This is a genomic window from Nonomuraea sp. NPDC059023 (assembly GCF_042740095.1).
GTDB lineage: Bacteria > Actinomycetota > Actinomycetes > Streptosporangiales > Streptosporangiaceae > Nonomuraea.
In genome coordinates this window covers 23,823-45,033 of the sequence record NZ_JBHYIO010000023.1, presented here as the reverse complement: position 1 = coordinate 45,033, position 21,211 = coordinate 23,823, and the positions used below count along the sequence as shown (strand labels likewise).

Annotated in this window: 25 protein-coding genes; 8 read left to right on the top strand and 17 right to left on the bottom strand. The window is 71.2% G+C overall.

What is annotated here, in order from left to right; genetic code table 11:
* Positions 1–5 precede the first annotated feature (5 nt).
* Positions 6–1,019, bottom strand: coding sequence for a hypothetical protein (locus ACFWYW_RS33835; protein WP_379612482.1), 1,014 nt, complete (start codon positions 1,017–1,019; stop codon positions 6–8).
* Positions 1,020–2,254: 1,235 nt separating this feature from the next.
* Complete coding sequence (locus tag ACFWYW_RS33830) at positions 2,255–3,535, bottom strand: AIR synthase related protein (protein WP_379612483.1); 1,281 nt, start codon at positions 3,533–3,535, stop codon at positions 2,255–2,257.
* 252 nt (positions 3,536–3,787) lie between these two features.
* Here ACFWYW_RS33830 and ACFWYW_RS33825 point away from each other — a divergent pair, with 252 nt between their 5' ends.
* Positions 3,788–4,021, top strand: a complete 234-nt coding sequence (locus ACFWYW_RS33825; protein ID WP_379612527.1) for an Lrp/AsnC family transcriptional regulator — start codon at positions 3,788–3,790, stop codon at positions 4,019–4,021.
* Positions 4,022–4,041: 20 nt separating this feature from the next.
* Positions 4,042–4,476, top strand: a complete 435-nt coding sequence (locus ACFWYW_RS33820) for a DUF3515 domain-containing protein (RefSeq protein ID WP_379612484.1) — start codon at positions 4,042–4,044, stop codon at positions 4,474–4,476.
* Here ACFWYW_RS33820 and ACFWYW_RS33815 read toward each other — a convergent pair.
* The 3 genes from ACFWYW_RS33815 to ACFWYW_RS33805 are packed head-to-tail and all read right to left on the bottom strand — an operon-like array spanning position 4,459 to position 7,307.
* Positions 4,459–5,553, bottom strand: coding sequence for a D-alanine--D-alanine ligase family protein (locus ACFWYW_RS33815; protein ID WP_379612485.1), 1,095 nt, complete (start codon positions 5,551–5,553; stop codon positions 4,459–4,461). The genes ACFWYW_RS33820 and ACFWYW_RS33815 overlap by 18 nt on opposite strands.
* A gap of 28 nt (positions 5,554–5,581) precedes the next feature.
* Entirely contained in the window at positions 5,582–6,592 is a 1,011-nt protein-coding gene (locus ACFWYW_RS33810) for an NAD(P)H-dependent glycerol-3-phosphate dehydrogenase (protein WP_379612486.1), read from the bottom strand.
* A 4-nt stretch (positions 6,593–6,596) separates the two neighbouring features.
* Complete coding sequence (locus ACFWYW_RS33805; protein ID WP_379612487.1) at positions 6,597–7,307, bottom strand: lysophospholipid acyltransferase family protein; 711 nt, start codon at positions 7,305–7,307, stop codon at positions 6,597–6,599.
* A gap of 80 nt (positions 7,308–7,387) precedes the next feature.
* Here ACFWYW_RS33805 and cofC point away from each other — a divergent pair, with 80 nt between their 5' ends.
* Positions 7,388–8,029, top strand: coding sequence for a 2-phospho-L-lactate guanylyltransferase (gene cofC, locus ACFWYW_RS33800; protein ID WP_379612488.1), 642 nt, complete (start codon positions 7,388–7,390; stop codon positions 8,027–8,029).
* A 434-nt stretch (positions 8,030–8,463) separates the two neighbouring features.
* Here the strand turns inward: cofC and ACFWYW_RS33795 are convergent, their stop codons facing one another.
* Positions 8,464–9,687 (bottom strand): MFS transporter, encoded by a 1,224-nt coding sequence (locus ACFWYW_RS33795; RefSeq protein WP_379612489.1) that lies wholly within the window; start codon positions 9,685–9,687, stop codon positions 8,464–8,466.
* Between the two features lie 55 nt (positions 9,688–9,742).
* Between ACFWYW_RS33795 and ACFWYW_RS33790 the strand changes: the two genes are divergently transcribed.
* Complete coding sequence (locus tag ACFWYW_RS33790) at positions 9,743–9,943, top strand: hypothetical protein (RefSeq protein ID WP_184960401.1); 201 nt, start codon at positions 9,743–9,745, stop codon at positions 9,941–9,943.
* A 57-nt stretch (positions 9,944–10,000) separates the two neighbouring features.
* Here the strand turns inward: ACFWYW_RS33790 and ACFWYW_RS33785 are convergent, their stop codons facing one another.
* The 4 genes from ACFWYW_RS33785 to leuC form a co-directional block, all read right to left on the bottom strand.
* Positions 10,001–10,300 (bottom strand): HU family DNA-binding protein, encoded by a 300-nt coding sequence (locus ACFWYW_RS33785; RefSeq protein ID WP_157250888.1) that lies wholly within the window; start codon positions 10,298–10,300, stop codon positions 10,001–10,003.
* A gap of 91 nt (positions 10,301–10,391) precedes the next feature.
* Positions 10,392–10,634 carry a hypothetical protein gene (locus ACFWYW_RS33780; protein ID WP_379630326.1) on the bottom strand — a complete coding sequence of 81 codons (243 nt, stop codon included), beginning with the start codon at positions 10,632–10,634 and terminating at the stop codon, positions 10,392–10,394.
* Complete coding sequence (leuD, locus tag ACFWYW_RS33775; RefSeq protein WP_379641157.1) at positions 10,613–11,200, bottom strand: 3-isopropylmalate dehydratase small subunit; 588 nt, start codon at positions 11,198–11,200, stop codon at positions 10,613–10,615. The genes ACFWYW_RS33780 and leuD overlap by 22 nt, the downstream gene beginning before the upstream one ends.
* A gap of 18 nt (positions 11,201–11,218) precedes the next feature.
* Positions 11,219–12,616 (bottom strand): 3-isopropylmalate dehydratase large subunit, encoded by a 1,398-nt coding sequence (leuC, locus tag ACFWYW_RS33770; protein ID WP_379612491.1) that lies wholly within the window; start codon positions 12,614–12,616, stop codon positions 11,219–11,221.
* A gap of 65 nt (positions 12,617–12,681) precedes the next feature.
* Here leuC and ACFWYW_RS33765 point away from each other — a divergent pair, with 65 nt between their 5' ends.
* Both ACFWYW_RS33765 and ACFWYW_RS33760 read left to right on the top strand, forming a co-directional pair.
* Positions 12,682–13,398 (top strand): IclR family transcriptional regulator, encoded by a 717-nt coding sequence (locus ACFWYW_RS33765; protein ID WP_157250884.1) that lies wholly within the window; start codon positions 12,682–12,684, stop codon positions 13,396–13,398.
* Between the two features lie 68 nt (positions 13,399–13,466).
* Entirely contained in the window at positions 13,467–15,194 is a 1,728-nt protein-coding gene (locus ACFWYW_RS33760; RefSeq protein ID WP_379612492.1) for a hypothetical protein, read from the top strand.
* A 27-nt stretch (positions 15,195–15,221) separates the two neighbouring features.
* Here ACFWYW_RS33760 and ACFWYW_RS33755 read toward each other — a convergent pair whose 3' ends face one another.
* The 6 genes from ACFWYW_RS33755 to ACFWYW_RS33730 are packed head-to-tail and all read right to left on the bottom strand — an operon-like array spanning position 15,222 to position 17,664.
* Positions 15,222–15,788, bottom strand: a complete 567-nt coding sequence (locus tag ACFWYW_RS33755) for a hypothetical protein (protein ID WP_379612493.1) — start codon at positions 15,786–15,788, stop codon at positions 15,222–15,224.
* Positions 15,785–16,348 (bottom strand): DUF6286 domain-containing protein, encoded by a 564-nt coding sequence (locus tag ACFWYW_RS33750; protein ID WP_379612494.1) that lies wholly within the window; start codon positions 16,346–16,348, stop codon positions 15,785–15,787. The genes ACFWYW_RS33755 and ACFWYW_RS33750 overlap by 4 nt, the downstream gene beginning before the upstream one ends.
* On the bottom strand, positions 16,345–16,746 hold the full coding sequence (locus ACFWYW_RS33745) for an Asp23/Gls24 family envelope stress response protein (RefSeq protein WP_379612495.1): 402 nt from the start codon (positions 16,744–16,746) through the stop codon (positions 16,345–16,347). The genes ACFWYW_RS33750 and ACFWYW_RS33745 overlap by 4 nt, the downstream gene beginning before the upstream one ends.
* Complete coding sequence (locus tag ACFWYW_RS33740; protein ID WP_379612496.1) at positions 16,743–16,928, bottom strand: DUF2273 domain-containing protein; 186 nt, start codon at positions 16,926–16,928, stop codon at positions 16,743–16,745. The genes ACFWYW_RS33745 and ACFWYW_RS33740 overlap by 4 nt, the downstream gene beginning before the upstream one ends.
* On the bottom strand, positions 16,925–17,197 hold the full coding sequence (locus ACFWYW_RS33735; RefSeq protein WP_379612497.1) for a hypothetical protein: 273 nt from the start codon (positions 17,195–17,197) through the stop codon (positions 16,925–16,927). Before ACFWYW_RS33735 ends, ACFWYW_RS33740 begins: the two co-directional genes overlap by 4 nt.
* Positions 17,194–17,664 carry an Asp23/Gls24 family envelope stress response protein gene (locus ACFWYW_RS33730; RefSeq protein ID WP_379612498.1) on the bottom strand — a complete coding sequence of 157 codons (471 nt, stop codon included), beginning with the start codon at positions 17,662–17,664 and terminating at the stop codon, positions 17,194–17,196. Before ACFWYW_RS33730 ends, ACFWYW_RS33735 begins: the two co-directional genes overlap by 4 nt.
* 180 nt (positions 17,665–17,844) lie before the next feature.
* Between ACFWYW_RS33730 and ACFWYW_RS33725 the strand changes: the two genes are divergently transcribed.
* A complete protein-coding gene (locus ACFWYW_RS33725) occupies positions 17,845–18,621 on the top strand; it encodes a fumarylacetoacetate hydrolase family protein (RefSeq protein WP_379612499.1) in 777 nt (258 codons plus the stop codon).
* Positions 18,614–19,987, top strand: a complete 1,374-nt coding sequence (gene gltX, locus ACFWYW_RS33720; protein WP_379612500.1) for a glutamate--tRNA ligase — start codon at positions 18,614–18,616, stop codon at positions 19,985–19,987. Before ACFWYW_RS33725 ends, gltX begins: the two co-directional genes overlap by 8 nt.
* Here the strand turns inward: gltX and ACFWYW_RS33715 are convergent.
* On the bottom strand, positions 19,881–21,164 hold the full coding sequence (locus ACFWYW_RS33715; protein ID WP_379612501.1) for an MATE family efflux transporter: 1,284 nt from the start codon (positions 21,162–21,164) through the stop codon (positions 19,881–19,883). The two genes, gltX and ACFWYW_RS33715, sit on opposite strands and share 107 nt — an antisense overlap.
* Positions 21,165–21,211 lie beyond the last annotated feature (47 nt).

The window sequence follows — 21,211 nt, the reverse complement described above, 5'->3', positions numbered from 1 at the left end:
ATCATTCAGCTGAGTGAGCACTCCCCGCCGACCAGCCCGCAGCTCTCCGGCGCCTTGCCCTTGCCGATCGCGGTGAACGTCACGCTCGCCGTCGCGCCGGTCGCCAGCGACTGGGAGACGTCGATGATCAGCAGCTGGCCGTCCTGGGTCCAGCCGGCGCCGTCCACGTCCGTGACCCGGCCGGAGACCGGCAGCGACACGGTGAGGCCGCCCATCGTCTCGGTGGAGGCGTTGACCACGTCGACACTCGCCCGGTAGCTGGTGAGGCCCTGCTTCGTGACGTCGAACCGCATGTTCACCGCGCTGCCGCCCGGTGCCTGCCTGAGGCCCGAGGACTGCGTGTTCTGCGGGTTCGGCACCCCGGCGTCGGTCGGGAAGGTGCCCGAGCTCGGCTCCGCCGTACTGGTCGGCTCCGAGGTCGGCTCCTCGGTCACCGTGGACTGCGGCGTGGGCTCGGCGTCCTCGGTGGGCTGCGTGGTCTTCTTCTGCTTCGTCTTGGTCGGGGTGGGCTTGGGAGTCGGGGTACGGCGGGGCGCACGCGCGCTGAACGTCGGCGTCGGCCGCTTCGACTCCGAAGGCGTCGCCTCCTCGGGCTCTTCCGTCACCTGCTCCTCATCCGGTTCCCCCTCGCCGGGACCCGGATCGCTGACCGACGGAACGGGCTGGCCGTTGTTCCCCGACTGCTGGACGGCCGCGCAACTCCCCTGCTTGCATTCGCCGGAGGCGCCCATCATCTTGACGCCGGCCACCGTACCGCCGAGCACCACGGCCACGGCCGCGACCGACAACAGCGCCACCCGCGCCCTGCCACCGGACGGCGGCCCGCCGGGCAGGTCGTCACCACGGGGCGGCGGCTTGCGGCGGCCGCGCTTGCTCTTGCCCTGGGGTTCCTGGGGCAGGTCACCCTCGGACGACCAGCCAGAACCCAGGAAGCCGTCATTGCTCTCGGCCCAGGCGGGCATCGGCGAGACGACGGTCGGGGACCCGGCCACCTTGATGTCGCCGGGTTCGGGCGGCATGCCGCCGGTGTCCCAGGGCTGGGGGCCGGTGTGCTGCGCCGTGGCGTCGTCCTGGGCCGCGAACGGATCCGGCGGTTGCGCCGCGAACGGGTCCGAGGCGGGACGCCCTTGGCCCGGGAAGGGACCGGAGCCGTCCTGCCCCGCAAAGGGCGGCTGCCCCGCGATCGGCGGTTGGCCAGCGGCCGGGGGTTGGCCCGCGAGAGGCGGTTGGCCCGCTGCTGGGGGTTGCCCCGCGAAGGGGTCCGACGGGAAGGCCGCCGTGTTCCCGTCGCTCCCGGGCCGCTCGCCGAAGCGCTGGGTCTCGTCGTGCGGCCGCTCAAAGACCCCGCCACCTACCGACCGATCGAAAGGTCCAGGGGCGGAGGACTGAGGCGGCGGAGCGAAGGCCCCCGTGGTCTCAAACGGCTCAGGGGTACGCCCGGCGGGCCCTTGCCCGGGAGCCGCCCCCTGAAAGCCGTCGAAGGCGTCGGGACGGGTAAAGGCCCCGGTGGTCTCGAACGGATCCGTCCCAGAGGCCCCGATCACCGAACCACCCCCGGACCGCCCCGCCATCGGGTCCACGCCAGAGCGACCCGCCATCGGGTCCATGCCCGGGCGGCCCGCCATCGGGTCCGCGCCAGGGTGGCCCATCGTGGGGTCACCGGCGGGATAGCCGGGTGTCGAGCCTGTGCCGGGATGACCTGATGCGGCGCCCATGCCCGCGCCTCCGGGGATCGGGCCCGTGTGAGCGGGTCCGTCCATCGGGCCGGGGCCGGGTCGGCCTGCCATCGGGTCCATGCCGGGGCGGCCTGCCATCGGGTCCATGCCAGGGTGGCCCGCCATCGGGTCCGCGCCGGGGCGGCCCATCGTGGGGTCGCCCGTGGGGTGGCCGGGGCGGGTGCCCGGTTGTGGGGACCATTGGCCCGTGACCTCTAGTTGGTCCGGGGGTGCCGGCCAGCCCGGTTCCTGGTCGTTGATGGCGAAGAAGGAGCTGGTGGCCGAAGGATCCGGGGCTGCTGACCAGGCGGCGGCTGGATCGGTGGTGGACCTGAGGTCCTCCTCCTGTGAGTCGTCCGGCCTGCTCATCCCCCAATCACTGCCGTCATCGGATCCACCTGTGCCGTGGCGGCCCATGGCTGCCCTTTCTGCCGGTTACAGTGGCCGCCAATCTTCATAACACCTTTACTACGCCTTTGTCACAGCTTTCACGGGAGTCACTACTCATTCCCTGAAAATTTTACGTAAAACGGGACAAGTCATCCCTGGAAGTGGTCCCAACCCCGTGGTCCATCGTCACGCCCCGTAACCGTGACGCCCTCGCCCGCCTCGATCCGGCCCACGATTCGCCACTCGGGCGGCAGCCGTACCTCCGGAGGGAACACCGCCACCAGCGCGTGATCCTCACCCCCGGCCAGTACCCAGTCGAGCGGGTCGGCCCCGAGTTCCTTGGCGGCGGCCAGCACCGGCTCGTCCACCGCGAACGCGGCCGGATCCAGCACGATCCGCACGCCGCTCGCCTTCGCGATGTGCCCCAGGTCCTGGAGGAGGCCGTCGCTGACGTCCATCATCGCGCTCGCCCCGAGCCGCGCCGCCTCAGGCCCGCTCCGGTACGGCGGGCGAGGCCGCCGATGCCCCTCCACAGCCTCCAGCAACAGCCCTTCCACCCCCACCGCTCCAGCCCCCGCCTCCCCGGACACAACCGCATGGGAAGCGGCGCCACGCGAGCCCGAGCCGGCCGACCAAGCGCCGGCACGCCCCGACCCCGCAACACCGGGAACAGAGGAGCCGGTGCCCGTGGACGCGGAGCCGGTGGACGTGGAGCCGGGGGTGGCGGGCGCGGAGGCCGCGGCGGCGGAGGCGTCGCCCTTGGGGGTGGAGGCCGGATCCGCTAGCTCGGAAGCGGGTTCGGTGGGGTCCGGGGCGGAGGGTGATGTGTTGGCGGCCCACGGAGTGGGGGCGGGAGTGGCGAGGGGTGGGGTCGTGGACCCGGGAGTGGGTGGGCTCGTGGGAGCGGGGGTGGCAGCAGGTGGGGTCGTGGGCTCGGGGGTGGGGAGGTGGCCGGATTCCAGGAGGGCCAGGCCGGCGGCGGCGTGGCCCAGGCGGCCGGATATGGCGACCAGGTGGCCGGGCTTCGCGCCGGAGCGGGTTACCGGGGCCTGGCCGGACAAGGTGCCCAGGGCGGTTACGCCTATGACCACTGTGTCGGAGCGGGCCAGGTCGCCGCCGACTACCGACGCGCCGACCAGGGCGCACTCGTCCCGGAAGCCCAGCGTCAGTTCGTCCACCCAGGACAGGGGGAGGTCGGCGGGCATGCCCAGGGCGACGACCATGGAGGTGGGGGTGGCGCCCATGGCGGCTATGTCGGCGAGGTTCTGGGCGGCGGCCTTGCGGCCGACGTCGTAGCCGGAGGACCAGTCGCGGCGGAAGTGGCGGCCCTCCACGAGGAGGTCCGTGGAGACGACGACCCGGCCGTCGGGCGCGGTGACGACGGCCGCGTCGTCTCCGGGGCCGAGCAGTACGCCGGGCCCCTGGGGCAACTGTCCGGAGATTCGGGATATAACCCTAAACTCACCGAAATTTCCGACTCTAATGGTGCACCTCCTGTGCAAACACGGTATGTGGAGGCCTGCTTCACCTGCCCGCCAGGGTGCCTACGTATGCTGAATCACACGCAGGACACGCCGGGTCACGCAGGTGCGAACCCGGGCGACCGGCCACACTCCCGCACACCGGCCGGGAAAGGGTACGGTGGCCCTTCGGCGCTGATCCAATTCGCCCTGGAGGACGTCATGGTGCAGGCCTACATCCTTATTCAGACCGAAGTGGGCAAGGCCGCGACCGTGGCCCGCGAGATCGCCGGCATCGCCGGGGTCACGCAGGCCGAGGACGTGACCGGCCCCTACGACGTGATCGTGCGCGCGGAGGCCCGCAACGTCGATGAGCTCGGCAAACTGGTCGTGGCGCAGATTCAGGCGGTGGAGGGAATCACACGTACTCTTACGTGCCCGATCGTCCACATCTAGAGCCAGAGAGCCTTTCCCTCATGCGCGCCGCCGCCGTCCTCCTCGTCCTGCTGGTTGTCTCCGGATGCGGCGGCGCCGTACAGATGGAACCGCCCGCGCCGCAGGGTGCGGCGGCCACGGCGTGCGCCAAGCTCGGCCCGCTCCTGCCCCAGACGCTGGGCGGCAAGGAGCGCACCACCTCCAGCCCAGAGTCGCCCTACGTCGCCGTCTGGGGCGAGGGCGAGATCGCGGTGCGCTGCGGCGTCGGACGGCCGGCCAGGATGGCGCCGACCGACCAGTTGCAGGAGATCGACGGGGTCGGCTGGTTCGCCGACCCGGACCGGAGCACGTTGTTCACCGCGATCACCGACGTGGCCTATGTCGAGACCACGATCGCGGCCGGGCACGTCGCCCCGGAGATCCTCGCGCGGCTGTCCGGGGCGATCGGCCGGGTCACCTCAGCGAAGACCGGGTGAACGGCGCAGCGCCAGCCGCACCAGCCGGTCCACCAGCGCCGGGTAGTCGAGCCCGGAGGCGGCCCAGAGCTGCGGCGCCACCGACAGCGAGGTGAAGCCGGGCATCGTGTTGATCTCGTTGAAGATCAGCTTGCCCTCGGCCGTGTAGAAGAAGTCGACCCGCGCCAGGCCCTCGCACTCCAGCGTCTCGAACGCGCGCACCGCCATGGCGCGCAGTTCCTCTGCCACCTCGGCCGGGATGTCGGCGGGCACGGTCAGCGACATCTGGTCGGGGTAGTACTTGGCCTCGAAGTCGAAGAACGCCTGCCCGCCCTCGATCTGTACCTCGCCGGGCCGCGAGGCGGCGGGGGGATCGTCGTCCAGCGACTCCAGCACCGCGCACTCGATCTCGCGGCCGACGATCGCGGCCTCGATGAGCACCTTGGGGTCGTGCGCGCGGGCGGCCTCGACGGCCGCCTCCAGCGAGGCGCGGTCGTGCGCCTTGGAGATGCCCTGGGAGGAGCCGGCGCGGGCCGGCTTGACGAACACCGGCCAGCCGAGCTCCTCGGCCTCCTTGAGCACCCGGTCGCGGTCGAGCCGCCAGTCGCGGTCGCGTACGACGACGTAGCGGCCGACGGGCAGCCCGGCGGCGGCCATGACCGTCTTCATGTACGCCTTGTCCATGCCGACCGCGCTGGCCAGCACACCGGAGCCGACATAGCGGACCCCGGCCATCTCCAGCAGTCCCTGGATGGTGCCGTCCTCGGCGAACGGGCCGTGCATCACCGGGAAGACCACGTCGACGGAGCCCAGTTCCACCGGGATGCTGCCGGGGTCGTAGGCCACCAGCGAACCGCCGTCGGCGGGCAGGGCGAGCGCGGCCCCCGAGGTGTCGACCACGGGGAGCTCGCCCGCCTCGATGGCGAAGCGCTGGCTGCCTGTGGCGAGCACCCACCTGCCGTCCTGGGCGATCCCGATCGGGATCACCTCGTACTTGGTCCTGTCGATCGCGTCCAGAACACTGCCCGCCCCCATGAGGGAGACGGCGTGCTCGGAATTGCGACCTCCGAATACGACGGCGACGCGTGGCTTGCTCATGGTGTCCGAATCTACCGGAGACAGCCGCTCAGACGCCGTAACGCTCGGGTTTGGGCGAGCGCGACATCAGCAACATCCCCGCTTCCCTGGGCGACATGCCGTCGTGCACGACACCCACGACGACCTCGGTGATCGGCATTTCGACGTCGTGCTTGCGCGCCAGCTCCAGTACCGACTCGCAGGACTTGACGCCTTCTGCCGTCTGGCGCGTCGCGGCGATCACCTCTTCCAGGGTCATGCCGCGGCCCAGGTTCTCGCCGAACGTGCGGTTGCGCGACAGCGGTGAGGTGCAGGTGGCCACCAGGTCGCCCATGCCGGCCAGGCCGGAGAAGGTGTGGGGGTCGGCGCCGAGCGCCGCGCCGAGCCGGGAGATCTCGGCCAGCCCACGGGTGATCATCATGGCGGCCACGTTGTCGCCCATGCCCATGCCCACGGCGACGCCGACGGCCAGCGCGATCACGTTCTTGACCGCGCCGCCCAGCTCCACGCCCACGACGTCGAGATTGGTGTATGGGCGAAACCACGGCGGCAGGTGGCAGGCGTCCTGCAGCCGCTTGGCCACGGCCTCGTCGGTGCAGGCCACGACGGTCGCGGCGGGCTGGCGCTGGGCGATCTCCTTGGCCAGGTTGGGCCCTGAGACGACCGCCACACGCTCCTCCGGCACGCCGGCGACCTCGCGGATCACCTCGCTCATCCGCTTGGTGGTGCCGAGTTCGATGCCCTTCATCAGGCTGACCAGCACCGCGCCGTCCGGGATGTGCTCGCGCCAGGTGGCCAGGTTCCCGCGCAGAGTCTGCGACGGTACGGCCAGCACCACGAAGTCGGCCCCGTCCAGCGCCTCGGCCGCCGAGTCCGTGGCACGCAGCGAGGCGGGCAGGGTGATTCCGGGCAGGTAGTCGGGGTTCTCCCCCGTCGAGTTGATCGCCCAGACGAGCTCGGGCCTGCGCCCCCAGAGCACCGTCTCGTTGCCCGCCTCGGCCAGGATCATGGCGAACGTGGTCCCCCACGATCCGGTGCCGAACACAGCGGTCTTGGTCATGCGTTCACCGCCCGGCGGGGTCGAAGGGAGTTTCCGGAGCCTTCTCGCCGCGCAGCTCGGCGAGCTGAACGGTGATCGCCGCCATGATGTCGGCGGTGGCCTCGCGCAGCACGTCGGCGTGTGCCGGCCGGCCCGCGTACTTGGACAGGTCGACCGGCGGCCCCACCGAGACCCGGAAGGTCTTGCGCGGGAACAGCCGGGGCCGCTTCTCCCCATAGGGCAGCAGTTCCTGGGCCCCCCAGTGCGCCACCGGGACGACCGTGGCGCCGCTCTCCAGGGCCAGGCGCGCGGCGCCGGTCTTGCCCGCCATCGGCCACAGGCCGGGATCGCGCGTGACGGTGCCCTCCGGGTAGAAGAGCACGACCGCGCCGTCCCGCAGCCGCTCAGCCGAGTAGCTGAGCGACTTGGCCGCGTCGCTGCTGCCTCGCTGGACCGGGATGGCCAGGAGCCCGCGCACCGCCGCCCCGAGCCCCGGCACCTTGAACAGCCCGGCCTTGGCCAGGATGACCGGCCAGCGGCCGTTGTTGTAGAGGAAGTGGGCCAGGAGCACCGGGTCGGCCCACGACAGGTGGTTGGTGGCGATGATCATGCCGCCGGTGCGCGGGATGCGCTCGCCGTGCCGCCAGTCCTTCTTGACCAGGAGCCACGACAGCGGCTTCACGATCACCACCGCGAGGGTTTCCCAGAAGCGCGATGGTCGCACGGGGCGGCTCATGGTCTCCTCCAACAGGTACGGAATGCGTCTCAAGTCTCCCGGTTGGCCGCACGGGATGTCGAGGCACGAGACTTAAGCCTATGAGCATCCGCTGGTCACTGGTCATCCCGGTGAAGACGCTGGTCGCGGCGAAGACCCGGCTGGCCGCCGCCACGGGTCCCCACCGCACCCGGCTCGCCGTCGCGGTCGCCTGCGACACCGTCTCGGCGGCGCTCTCCTGCCCGCTCGTGGCGCGGGTAGTCGTGGTGACGGCCGATCCCGCCGCCGCCGGTCCGCTCGGCGCCCTCGGCGCCGAGGTGGTGCACGATCCCGACCGCGGCCTCAACACCGCACTGCGCACGGGCGCCGCCCATGCCGTACGGCTGGCGCCGCACGAGCCCGTCGGCGCCCTTCAGGCCGATCTGCCCACGCTGCGGCCGACGGAGCTGGCCGCGGTGCTGACGGCGGCGGCCGACCACGACCAGGCGTTCGTGCCCGACGCCCTCGACGTCGGCACCACCTTCTACGGCGTACGGCCCGGCGTCCCGTTCACCCCCCGCTTCGGCGGCGAGTCGCGGGCCAAGCATCTGGCCGGTGGCGCCAAGGAGCTGGAGCTCACGGGCATCGACTCGGTCCGCCGCGACGTCGACACCCCCGACGACCTGCGCGCGGCCATCCTGCTCGGCCTGGGCCGCCACACCGCCGCTGTGGTGCGTTTGATGAAACTGCCACCCGCTTTTTGAGGTTACGGCCTTTTTTGAGGTTACGGCGAGCCGCCCCACCCCCACCCGCCGTCGTGCGCCGGCGCCGATCGTGGGGGTCGCTTCTCACGTCGGACGTGGTCCCCACCGCAACGGCCCACCATGACCGGCCAAGTGGTCCAAACCCCCGAAACCAGCCAAGACAGCAGACCAGCCTTGGGCGCCTAGCCCCGGCGAGAGGTGAGGGGTCAGGGGGCCGAAACGCGAGACGCGAGACGCGAAGCGGGGCGCGAGGGGGAACGCGCAAGGCGAGACGCGAGACGCGACGCGAGACGCGAGACGCGACGCGAGACGCGCGGGGCGACGCGAGACGCGCGGGGCGAGACGCGCGGGGCGCGAAGCGCGGGGTGAGAAGCGCGGGGTGAGAAGCGCGGGGCGCGAGGCGCGGGCGCGAGGCGCGAGGCGGGGGGTGAAGGTTAGGGGGTTGGGGTCAGGTTGAGGTGGCGGATCGGGCGGGACAGGACCACGGGCAGGTGTGCGGCGGCGACCAGCAGCACGCCGGTTACGAACACCGCGCGCCCGCCGGCCCACTCCCCCAGCGCCCCGCCGAGCAGTCCGCCGATCGGCACCGCGCTCCACATGAGGAAGCGCATGCTGGCGTTGACCCGGCCGAGCAGGTGCTCGGGTGTGGTGCGCTGGCGGTAGCTGACCTGGGTGATGTTGAAGACCACGCCGATCGCCCCGGCCAGCAGGGTGAACGCCGGGAACAACGCCAGCCGCCACCCGTCGGCGACCAGCGTCAGGGGCAGGTTGAGCACCATGACCACGGCCGCCGTCCCGGTGATGGTGCGTCCGACGCCGAAGCGCGCGATGATCCGGGTGGAGAAGGCCGCTCCGGCCAGCCCGCCGACGGCGCCGACGGACAGCATCAGGCCGTAGAGCCCGGCGCCGACGCCCAGTTCCTTGATCAGGTAGAGCGGCTGGCCGACGAACCAGATGCCGTTGCCGAGCTGTACCAGCGCGCCGAGCAGGGCGATGACACGGAGGACGGGCTCGGCGACGACGTACCTGACGCCTTCGGCGACCTCCCGACGCAGCCGCCGTCCCGCCTGCTTGGGCGCTGGTGTCTCCCGGACGCGTACGCGCGACAGCAGTACCCCTGAGGCGAGATAGCTGACGGCGTCGGCCAGCAGGGCGAACGGCGCGGTGAGCCACTGCACGAGCAGGCCGCCGAGGCCGGGTCCCGCCAGCATGGAGATCCTGCTGGTGGCCTCCAGGACGCTGTTGCCGCGTTCGAGCCCGTCCTTGCCGACGACGGCGGGCAGGAAGCTCATGTGCGCGACGTCGAAGAAGACCGTGCAGAAGCCGATGACCAGCGCGACCAGGTAGAGCTGGACCAGCGAGAACACCCCGAGCCACGCGGCGACCGGGATGCTCAGCAGCGCGAAGCCGCGGATCAGGTCGGTCCACACCAGGATGGGACGGCGGCGCAGCCGGTCCACCCAGACCCCGGCGGGCAGCCCGACCAGCAGGAAGGCGATCATCTCGGCGGCGGTGAGCAGCCCGAGCTGGAACGGCCCGGCGTCCAGGGTGAGCACCGCGGCCAGCGGGAGGGCGACGAACGTGACCTGCGTGCCGGCCTGGGTCACGGCGTTCGCCACCGCGAATCGCGAAAAGTCGGCATTCCCCCGAAGGCGCATGGGTCTCGATCCTCCGGGGCTCGCCCGCCCGGGTCAAACGATTTACGCTGGTCGCGTGCAGGCGACAGTGCGTACCTACGACCCGGCCACCCGTTCGGGAACGGTCTTTCTCGACGACGGCACGGTCCTCGACTTCCCGACCCGTGCCTTCGACGCGGGACCGCTCCTGCTGCTGCGCTCCGGCCAGCGCGTGAACCTGGCCGTGGCCGACGGCGAGGTCACGTTCATCACGCTCTCGACCTTCCCGATGCCCTGAAACGCGAGGGCCCGGACCCCGCTCAGAAGCGGGATCCGGGCCATCACGCAGAAGTGACTACTTCTTCTTCGACGCCTTCTTGCCGCCGGCGTTCACCAGCTCCTTGAAGTCGGAGCCGGGACGGAACTTAGGCGCCCAGCTCTCGGCCACCTTGATCTCCGCACCGGTCGACGGGTTCCTGGCCGTGCGCGCAGGCTTGTGAACCATCTCGAACGCGCCGAAGCCCGTGATCGAGACCTTGTCTCCGCTCGCCACAGCCTTCTGGACGGCGTCGATAATCGCGTTCACGGCCTCGGTGGCCGTCTTCTTGTCGCCCACCCGGTCAGCGATGGCGTCGACGAGTTCCCGCTTGTTCATCTATCCCCCTGTTACGGCTCGGGGTTCCAGCACACTCGCCTCACGTAGAAACCCCTTACGCGCTCGAAATTAAGGGGCTTTCCGGGGGAACTCAATCACCGGCCGTGTTTTCTTGACCGCGTGGCGTGTCGTCGAGCCCTTCGATGAAGGCCTCCAGACGGCTGGCGGCGCGCTCCGGATCGCGCTTGGCCAGGTCGCAGATCGCCAGGTATCTGCGGGCGACACGCTCTTTCTCGTCGGCGGGGAGCATGCGGACGCGGCGGTGCGCCTCGCGCAACCGCCGCGCCAGTTCGTCGTCTTCCAGGTCGTCGTCTAGACGGTCGTCGGCAGCCATGGCTGCCGACCATTCTCGTACGTGGCGATGTCATCGGCGTGACGCAGGGTCAGCCCGATGTCGTCGAGGCCCTCCAGCAGCCGCCAGCGCGTGTAGTCGTCGATCTCGAAACTCCACGCGTCCTGGCCGAGGCGCACCTCGCGTTCCACCAGGTCGACGGTGATCTGGGTGGCCGGGTCCGCCTCGACGGCCGCCTGCAGTTCCTCGACGACCTTGGCGTCCAGGATGACGGGGAGCAGGCCCATCTTGGTGGAGTTGTTGCGGAAGATGTCGCCGAAGCGGGCGGCGATCACCACGCGGAAGCCGTACTGCTGGATGGCCCAGACGGCGTGCTCGCGCGAGGAGCCCGTGCCGAAGTCGGGACCGGCGAGCAGGATGGAGGCGCCGTCGTAGACGGGGTTGTTCAGGACGAAGGAGGGGTCCTCGCGCCAGGCGGAGAACAGGCCCTTCTCGAAGCCGGTGCGGCTGACCTGCTTGAGCCAGACGGCCGGGATGATCTGGTCGGTGTCGACGTTGCTGCGGCGCAGCGGCACCGCCGTACCGGTGTGGGTGGTGAAGGCGTCCATGTGCGTGGTCCTCTGCGGTCAGGCCGTGACGGCCAGGTCGGCGGGCGCGGTCAGGCGGCCGGTTACGGCGGTGGCGGCGGCGACCTGCGGTGACACCAGATGGGTGCGACCGCCCTTGCCCTGACGGCCCTCGAAGTTGCGGTTGGAGGTCGAGGCGCTGCGCTCGCCCGGCTGGAGTGTGTCGGGGTTCATGCCCAGGCACATCGAGCAGCCGGCCTGCCGCCACTCGGCCCCGGCGGCCTCGAAGACCTTGTCCAGGCCCTCCTTCTCCGCCTCCAGCTTGACCAGCATCGAACCGGGCACGATCAGCGTGCGCGTCTTCACCTGCCGTCCGCGCAGGATCTCGGCGGCGGCGCGCAGGTCCTCGATGCGGCCATTGGTGCACGAGCCGACGAAGACGGTGTCGACCTCGATCTCGCTCAGCGGCGTGCCCGCGGTCAGGCCCATGTACTCCAGCGCCCGCTCGGCCGCCGCCCGCTCGGTCGCGTCCGCCATCTCCGCCGGATCCGGTACGGCCGCGCCCAGCGGCAGCCCCTGCCCGGGATTGGTGCCCCAGGTGACGAACGGTGTGAGCGCCGAGGCGTCGATCTCCACGACCTTGTCGAACTCGGCGTCGTCGTCGGTCCTCAGCGTCTTCCAGTACTCGACCGCGGTGTCCCAGCCGGCACCGGTGGGCGCGTGTTTACGGCCCTTGAGGTAGGCGAACGTGGTCTCGTCCGGAGCGATCATGCCCGCGCGGGCGCCGGCCTCGATCGACATGTTGCAGACGGTCATCCGGCCCTCCATCGAGAGCTTGCGGACGGCCTCGCCCCGGTACTCCACGATGTAGCCCTGGCCGCCGCCGGTGCCGATCTTGGCGATGATGGCCAGGATCAGGTCCTTGGCCGTGACGCCCACGGGCAGCTCGCCGGAGACCTCGATCGCCATCGTCTTGGGCCGGTAGGCGGGCAGCGTCTGGGTGGCCAGCACGTGCTCGACCTCGGAGGTGCCGATGCCGAAGGCGATGCCGCCGAACGCGCCGTGGGTGGAGGTGTGAGAATCGCCACACACGATCGTCATGCCCGGCTGGGTCAGGCCGAACTGGGGGCCGATGATGTGCACGACGCCCTGCCCGGCGTCGCCCATCGGGTGCAGCCGGACGCCGAACTCGGCGGCGTTCTTGCGCAGGGTCTCGACCTGCGTCTTGGAGACCGGGTCGCTGATGGGGCCCAGCACGGTCGGCACGTTGTGGTCTTCGGTGGCGATGGTGAGATCGGGCCGGCGCACCTCGCGTCCGGCCATGCGGAGGCCGTCGAACGCCTGCGGGCTGGTCACCTCGTGGATGAGGTGAAGGTCGATGAAGAGCAGGTCGGGTTCGCCTTCCGCGCGCCGTACGACGTGTTGCTCCCAGACCTTCTCCGCCAGTGTGCGGCCCATTGATCTCCTCCTTGAGACTCCGCGCCGACTTGCTTTCTCATATATCGAGACGGCAGTATCGGTGTATGGACAACTCTAGCGGAGTCGGCGTACTGGACAAGGCCGTTCTCGTGCTCAATGCCCTGGAGGCCGGACCGGCCTCGCTCGCGCAGCTGGTTCAGGCCACCGGTCTGGCCAGGCCGACGGCGCACCGCCTGGCCGTGGCGCTGGAGCACCACCGCATCGTGACGCGCGACACGCAGGGCAGATTCGTCCTCGGACCGCGGTTGTCGGAGTTGTCCACCGCGGCGGGCGAGGACCGGCTGCTGGCCGTCGCGGCGCCGGTGCTGACCCAGTTGCGTGATTTGACCGGCGAGAGCGCCCAGCTTTACCGGCGCCAGGGTGACGAGCGCGTGTGCGTGGCCGCCGCCGAGCGCGCCAGCGGGCTGCGCGACACCGTGCCCGTCGGGTCGGCGCTGCCGATGACCGCCGGGTCCGCCGCGCAGATTTTGCTTGCCTGGGAGGAGCCCGACCGGCTGCACCGGGGGCTGCGTGGGGCCAAGTTCACCGCCGCCACCCTGGCCAGCGTGCGCCGGCGCGGATGGGCCCACAGCGTGGGCGAACGCGAGCAGGGCGTGGCCAGCGTCTCGGCCCCCATCAGGGGCAGCGGCGGCAAGGTGATCGCCGCCGTCTCCGTCTCCGGACCCATCGAACGCCTCACCCGCGCGCCCGGCCGGCTGCACGCCGTGCCGGTGATGGCGGCGGCCGAGCGGATCACCGAGTCGATGCGCCGTTCCTCCTGAGGTGCCATGATCAGCTAAACCGTCTATTTGGGGAGCCGAGCGCGTCCCGGGCGCACTAGCCTGAGTGGGTGACAGATCGCATCGAGGTAGCCGCCACTGAGCTGCGACCCCTGCTCGAAGAGTTCATCGTCTGGGCGCGCACCAACGCCCCCGACAGCTCCCCCGAACTGGTGGGACCCGCCGCTCTTTGGCACCGCATCACCTTCTCCTCCAACGTCGGCACCTGGACGCGTGCCAACGTGCGGGGGGTCATGCTCGAACAGATGCCCAAGGTGGTGGACGACCCCGATGCCGCCGCCGACGGCATGGTCCCGGCGCTCGACGCCTACCTCACGTTCCTGTCGAAGTCCGGCCGCCTGAGCGAGCGCTCGGACGCGCTGGCCGACCTCCTCGGCGAGCTTGCCGACGTCGAGGAGGATTTCATCGATCTGATGGAGGACCTCATCGGCGACGAAGAGGGCGACGACGACGCTGACGAGGACGACGAGGAGGAAGGCGGCGATCTCGGGGACTTCGAGCCGTTCGCCGACCGCCTCGCCGAGCTCGACACGATCCGGCTCAGCCCCGACTCCGAGCTGGCCGGGGCGGTGCGGGCCGTACCGCTGATCGCCAAGGCCCGTGACCTGTCGGTCTGGGTCGGCACCGGGCGCCGGGTCGGCGACGAGGCGCTGCTGTCCGACGACGAGGTGATCGAGGCACTCGACGTGGTCGGGCTGCCGAAGCCGCAGGCCGGCGAGGACGTCCCGCAGCTGTGGAACATCTGGAACCTCGCGGTCGACCTGGAGTTCATCGAGCCCGCCGGCGACGACACCGTCAGCGTCGACGACGACACCGCCAGCTGGCCCTTCGACGACGACGAGGACGTACTCGACGCGTGGATGCTGGGCCTGCACTCGGTCGACTACGGCGACCCCGAGCTCGACGACGACGATCTCACCATGGCCCTGGCCGGCCTCACCCGCGGGCTGCTGATCCGGCTGCTGCTGGCCGGCGGCGCCCGCGAGCTCGACGGCCTCAGGCGCGAGCTGCAGGAGGCCGCCGCCGAGATCGACGAGCTCGGCTCCGAGGCCTGGGCGGCGGCCGCCGGCCACTACGGCGGCGACCCGCTCGCCCCCGTGCTCGACTGGCTGGTCGGCTACGGCATGGTGACCGTCTCCGCCGAGGTCACGCTGACCCCGCTCGGCGTGGAAGGCGTCGTGCACCTGGCCGACGACGCCGACATCGAGGTGGACGCACGGCCCGCCATCGAGTCCATGAGCGCCCTCGACCTGCTCACGCTGAGCGCCGAGCTGCCGGAGGAGGAGGCCGACGCCGAGTTCGCCGCGTGGATGGAGCTGCGCGAGCCGGGCCGGGCCGCCGAGGAACTCCTGGAGGCCGCGGCGCAGGACGACAACGACGCCCTGGTCCGCGTACAGGCCGCCAGCGTGGTCGGCACGCTGGGCGAGGCCGCCGTCCCCGCCTGGCAGGAGGCGCTGAACCACCCGGCGCTGCGCCCCTACGCCGCCACCCATCTCAGCCAGATGGAGGTCCCGGACGCCCCCGAGCCCACCCAGGACGACACCCACTGGCTCATCCTGGACATGTGGACCATCTCCGCGGGTCTGGGCCGCGCCGAGTTCGTGAGCAGCCTGCGTGACATCGGGCCCGAGCTCCTGAACAACCTCCTGGAGGTCATCTGGAAGATCCCCCACGCGCACGTGGAGGAGCTTCTCGACCTGATCTCCCAGGTCCACCCGGACAAGCAGGTCGCCAAGGCGGCCAAGCGCGCCCTGTTCAAGGCCCGCTCCACCGCCTGACCCCGGCCGCCCTCCGCCCCCGAAGACTCAGCGGGCGGAGGGCGGTTTCAGGCTCACGCGGGCGACCGCGGGCAGTTGGTCCGTCTCCAGGGCCTGGCGCATGTGCGGGATCGCCACGCCGGCCAGGTGCTCCTTGATCTCGTCGATCGGGGCGCGCTCGTCGGCGACCAGGCGCAGCCGTACCTCTGGACGGCGGGGTGAGCCCGCCAGGTCGGCGCTGGCGCTGAGCACGGCGGGGCTCTCCGCGGCCTCTGCCGCGACGGCCTCGGTCACGCCGCTCGCGGAGATCTCCGTGACGCCGTCGGGTCCGCTGTCGAGGCGCAGCGACGACAACCTCGACCGCCTCGCCTGTACGGCCAGCCACCGCAACCCCAGCACGACCAGCACGATCCCGCCGAGCGCCAGCAGCCACCAGGCCCAGGAGAAGGCGAAGAACTCCCTGACCGGCCCGTTCACCAGCGGCTCCGCGGCCGGCGCCCAGTTCTGCGGCATCAGCGCGAGACTCCTGGCCACCGCCGCGCCCCCGAGTACGGCCAGCAGCAGCCCGACCAGGGCCAGGCCGAGACGGTTGCCGCGGCGGGTGGTGCGGTTCACGATCGCTCCTTGAGCCGGACGGACACCTTGTAGCGCTGGACCGGCGCGAGCCCCTCGATCCTCGCCAGCACGGCCTCGCGGACCTGCTCGCCGGTGGCGGCGTCGTTCCAGCCGCTGGTGGTCGCCGTGACCGCGACGGTACGCCCGCGCAGCGCCGCGACGGCCGAGCGCACACCGGGCACCTCCCCCGCGGCGTGGGCCAGCGTGTCGGAGAAGCTCTGCCGCCGGACCCCGATGACGAGCTGCGGGTCGCTGGTGTGCAGCGGGACCATCCTCGGCCGGCCGGGCACGAACGCCAGCACCAGCAGCGCCAGCCCGATCAGCGTCACCACGATGCCGCCGATCAGCACGGCCGGGCTCTGCCAGAGCGTGGCGGAGCCCCACTCCAGCAGGTTCCGGGCCGGCAGCCAGCCGAGCGGGCGCCCGAAGAGCCAGGAGATCACCTCGGCGGCCACGACCGCGCCCAGCGCGACCAGCAGCGCCGCCACGATCACCGCCGGAACCGTGCGCTGGGGCCGGAACTCCTTGAGCGCCTCCCGGTCCCCCGGCGCGGCGCTCACGGGGCCGCCCCCTCGTCCTCCGTCGTCAGGTGCGTGACGATGACGTCGATCTCGCTCGCGCGCAGCCCGGTCATCTGGGCCAGCTCGCCGGTCAGTTCCTCGCGCACGCGGCGGGCGGTCGAGCGCAGCGGCGCCGGGTAGCCGACGGTGACGAAAAGCCTGACCCTGACCTGGTCGCCGTCCACCCGGGCGGCCGTGGTGCGCGTCCACGGCAGCCCGTCGTGCTCGGCGACCGCGCGTATCCCGGGCAGCGTCCCGGCCAGCTCGCAGGTGATGCGGGTGGCCGCCCGGTCGGTGATCGTGGTGCGCCCGCGCGACTCCGCCGGCACCCGCTGGGCCGGCAGCAGCACGTCGGCCGGCGTCTCCGCCTCGACCGCGGTGGCCTCGGTGGCGGTCATTTGCGTCTCACGGTGAGATGGGCGACGTTCACCTCGCCGCCCTCGGCGAGGCGGCCGATGAGAAAGCCGAGCGCGCCGAGCAGCAGCACCAGCAGGAACGCGCCGATGCCGCCGAAGGCCCCGGCGAGGCCGAGCACCATGCCCACGGCCATGCCGATGATGGACAGCGGGTGGTTCGTCATGAGGTCTCCTCCAGGTCGTCGATGCGGATGTTGACCGGGCGCCCGCCTGCCAGGCCCGCCACCTCGCGGCGGACCTTCGCGGCGAGCTGGGGCAGCGGATGCCCGTTGCGGGCGACGATCGAGATCTCGACGCCGCTGTCACGCACGGCCACCCCGACCAGGCGTTCACCCGGCAGATAGGTGGACACGGTCCCGAACGGGCCGCCGGACAGGCCGGCCACCCCCGGGACGCCGCGCGCCTTCTCGGCGATCGCCCGCGCGTCGGTCATTGGACCCGGGGCTCCTTCTTGGGCGTCTCCTCGGACCTCTGGCCCGGCACGTGCACGTCGTCGACCTTGATGTTGACCTCGGTGACCTCCAGGCCGCACATGCGCTCGACCGCCGAGACGACGTTCTTGCGCACCGCCCCGGCCAGGTCGGGGATGGCGGTGCCGTACTCGACGACGAGGTCCAGGTCGACGGCGGCCTGGCGTTCGCCGACCTCGACGGAGACCCCCTGTGTGACGCTCTTGTCCGCGCCGACGATGCCCCGCACCGTCCCCATGGCGCGCGCGGCGCCCGCGCCCATGTCGAACACGCCGTTGACCTCGCGGGCGGCGAGCCCGGCTATCTTGGCCACGACCGCGTCGTCGATGGTCGTGGTGCCATTGTCACTGTCGAGCGCGCCGCTGGCGGAGCCGTTCTGGGTCCGTGCCCGCGGTACGGCCGGCGTCTCCTTGACCGTGGCTTCCGACACGATCGTCACCCCCGAGAATTGAAGTATCACAGCATGTAGTGACTGCTATGCAGCCTAAATTTCCGACATACCGGGAAAAATGCGTCATGAGCTGGATTTATTGACAAGTCCTGACTTGCACTGGATGAGCCACGGACCAACGTGGGCCGAGCCCCGGCACGTCGGCGATAGCCTTGTCTGGTGCGTATAGCGAGGTTCTCCACAGGCGAAGGCGTCTCGTTCGGCGTGGTCGAGGGCGGCCCTGGCGAGGAGGTCGTCTCCGCGGTCGCCGGGCACCCCTTCAACCAGGTGCAGTTCACCGGCGAGCGTTTCCCGCTGGCCCAGGTGAAGCTGCTGTCCCCGATGCTGCCGAGCAAGGTGATCGCCATCGGCCGCAACTACGCCGAACACGCCGCCGAGCTGGGCAACGAGGTCCCGGAAGAACCGCTCATCTTCCTCAAGCCGTCGACCTCGGTCATCGGCCACGGCGAGCCCATCGCCTACCCGACGTCGCTGTCCGACCGTGTCGACTACGAGGGTGAGCTGGCCGTGGTCATCGGCCGCCTGTGCCGCGAGGTCCCGGTCGAGCGGGTCAAGGACGTCATCTTCGGCTACACCTGCGCCAACGACGTCACCGCCCGCGACCTGCAGAAGAAGGACGTGCAGTTCACCCGGGCCAAGGGCTTCGACACCTTCTGCCCGCTGGGGCCGTGGATCCAGACCGACCTCGACCCGAGCGACCTCGCGCTGACCACGACGGTCAACGGCGAGGTGCGCCAGAGCGGCCGCACGAACCAGCTCATCAACGACATCCCCGCGCTGGTGGCCTACGTCAGCGCCGTCATGACGCTGATCCCCGGCGACGTGATCCTGACCGGCACCCCCGCGGGCGTGGGCCCGCTGGAGGTCGGCGACGAGGTCAGCGTCGGCATCGAGGGCATCGGCACACTCACGAACAAGGTGGTTTCCCGTGACTGACCTGCGGGTGCGCTTCGCGCCCTCACCGACCGGCATGTTCCACGTGGGCGGCGCCCGCACCGCGCTGTTCAACTGGGCGCTGGCCGAGCAGTCGGGCGGCCAGTTCGTGCTGCGCATCGAGGACACCGACGCCTCGCGCAACAGGCCGGAGTGGACCGAGGGCATCATCTCCGCGCTCGACTGGATCGGCGTCAACGGCACCAACCCGGCCTTCGAGGGCCCCTACTTCCAGTCGGCCTTCGAGCCGCAGCACCGCGAGGCCGTGGCCAAGCTGCTCGCCGACGGCCGCGCGTACCACTGCGACTGCACCCGCGAGGACCTGGTGGCCCGCACCGGCTCCGAGCACAAGGGCTACGACGGGCACTGCCGCGAGCGCGGCCTGACCGCGGGCGCGACGCGCTTTCGCACCCCCGACGAGGGCGTCACGGTGGTGGACGACGTCATCCGCGGGCGCGTGGAGTTCCCCAACGACGCGCAGGAGGACTTCGTCATCGCCCGCACCGACGGCTCGCCGCTCTACGTGCTGGCCAACGCGGTCGACGACATCACCCAGGACATCTCCCACGTCATCCGCGGCGAGGAGCACCTGGGCAACGCGGCCAAGCAGGTCATGCTCTGGCCCGCGCTGGGCAAGCGGCCGCCGGTCTGGGCGCACCTGCCGGTGATCGTCAACGAGCAGCGCAAGAAGCTGTCCAAGCGCCGCGACAAGGTGGCCCTGGAGTCCTACCGCGACGAGGGCTACCTGGCCGAGGCGATGGTCAACTACCTCATGCTGCTGGGCTGGGGTCCGGGCGACGACCGCGAGATCATGCCGTGGTCGGAGATGATGCCGCTGTTCAAGCTGGACAACGTCAACTCCGCCAGCGCCTTCTTCGACGAGAAGAAGCTGCGGGCCTTCAACGGCGAGTACATCCGCGCGCTGCCGCTGGAGACCTTCGAGGAGCGCTGCGCCGCCTACCTCGACCCGAGCTGGGACCGCGAGACGTTCAGCAAGGTCGCCCCGCTGGCCCAGACGCGCATCGCCGTGCTGTCGGAGATCCGGCAGAACGTCGACTTCCTCTTCCTGCCCGAGCCCGCCTTCGACGAGGCCTCCTGGGACAAGGCGATGAAGAACTCCCCCGTGGAGATCCTCACCGGCTACCTGGAGCGCCTGGCGGACGTCAGCTGGGACCCCGAGTCGCTCAAGGTCGCGCTGGAGGAGGTCGGCGCGCTGCACGGGCTGAAGCTCGGCAAGGCGCAGGCGCCGGTCCGCGTGGCCGTCACGGGCCGGACCGTGGGCCTGCCGCTGTTCGAGTCGATCGAGGTTCTCGGCCGCGAGCGCTCCCAGGACCGCCTGCGCGCCGCCCTGGCCAAGCTCCAGGCGTGAGTACGGCGCCGCCGAGGCTCACCAGAGCCCCGGCGGCCATCGACACCCACACCCCCGTGACGCCGAGCAACGAGCTCAGCGTGTAGGCGAGGGGCAGCTGCACCGCGAAGCCCGCCAGCGTGGCGGCCAGCAGGCGGCCGCCCCTCCCGCTCGCCTGCAGAACCCCGCCGGCGGCGATCAGCCCGCCGAACGGCACCAGGTAGAGCGTCATCCAACGTAGAAACTCCACCGCCGGGCCGGGATCGGCGGTGAACCATCCGGCGACCGGCGCGGCCACCAGATTGAGCACCGCCGCCACGGCCACACCGGCACCCAGGCCGAGCAGCAGCGGCCGTCCGGCCGGCTCGGAGCGGGCCGTCCTGATCATCGTGGCCTGGCGCAGCGCGTAGAAGACCATGACGCCGGCCAGCATGATCTTCGAGCCGATGCCGTAACCGGCCTGCGCGGCCACTCCGAACCCGGCGACCACGTCCACCAGGACCATGCCGACCAGGGCGCGGGCCAGGAAGTCGCCCGACATGGGCAGCCCGGTGCGCACGATCTCCCACGCGGGAGCGCGGCCCGGGGCGTCGGCCGGAGCCTGCCGTACCAGGGAGATCAGGGCGAGGCCGAGGGTGGCCAGGCGGGCCAGGACGGTGGCCAGTGCGGCGCCCTGGACGCCCATGCCGAGTCCGTAGATGAACAGCGGGTCGAGGACGATGACCAGGGCGTTGCAGATCAGCGCGTTGCGCATCGGGGTCCGCGTGTTGCCCTTGCCCTTGAGCACGCCGTCCACCAGGCATTGGGCGAAGAAGACGGGCAGGCCGGCCAGGGAGATCAGGTAGTAGCCGGCGGTCAGCGCGGCGGTGGGGGCGTCGGCGGCGAGGAGGGCGGCCAGGGGTTCGCGCAGCAGGACGCCGGGGACGGCCACGACCAGGCTGACCGCGGCCCAGAGCAGCCAGCCGGTCCTGACCAGGGGCGCGAGCGGCGCGCGGCCGTCGCGGCGGCCGACGAGCACGGTGAGGCCGGTCTGGACGGCCAGGAACAGCCCGAGCGCCAGGTACTCGGTGGTCGTGGCCACGGTGACCGCCGCTACCGCGCCCTCTCCCAGGCCGGAGACCCAGAGCAGGTCGATCACGCTGACCGCGACGACCGCGGTGAGCAACTCCACGTAGATGGGGAACGCCAGCCGGATCATGCGTACCTCGATTCGCTATATCTCGCTTAGAGGTATAGCGATACGAT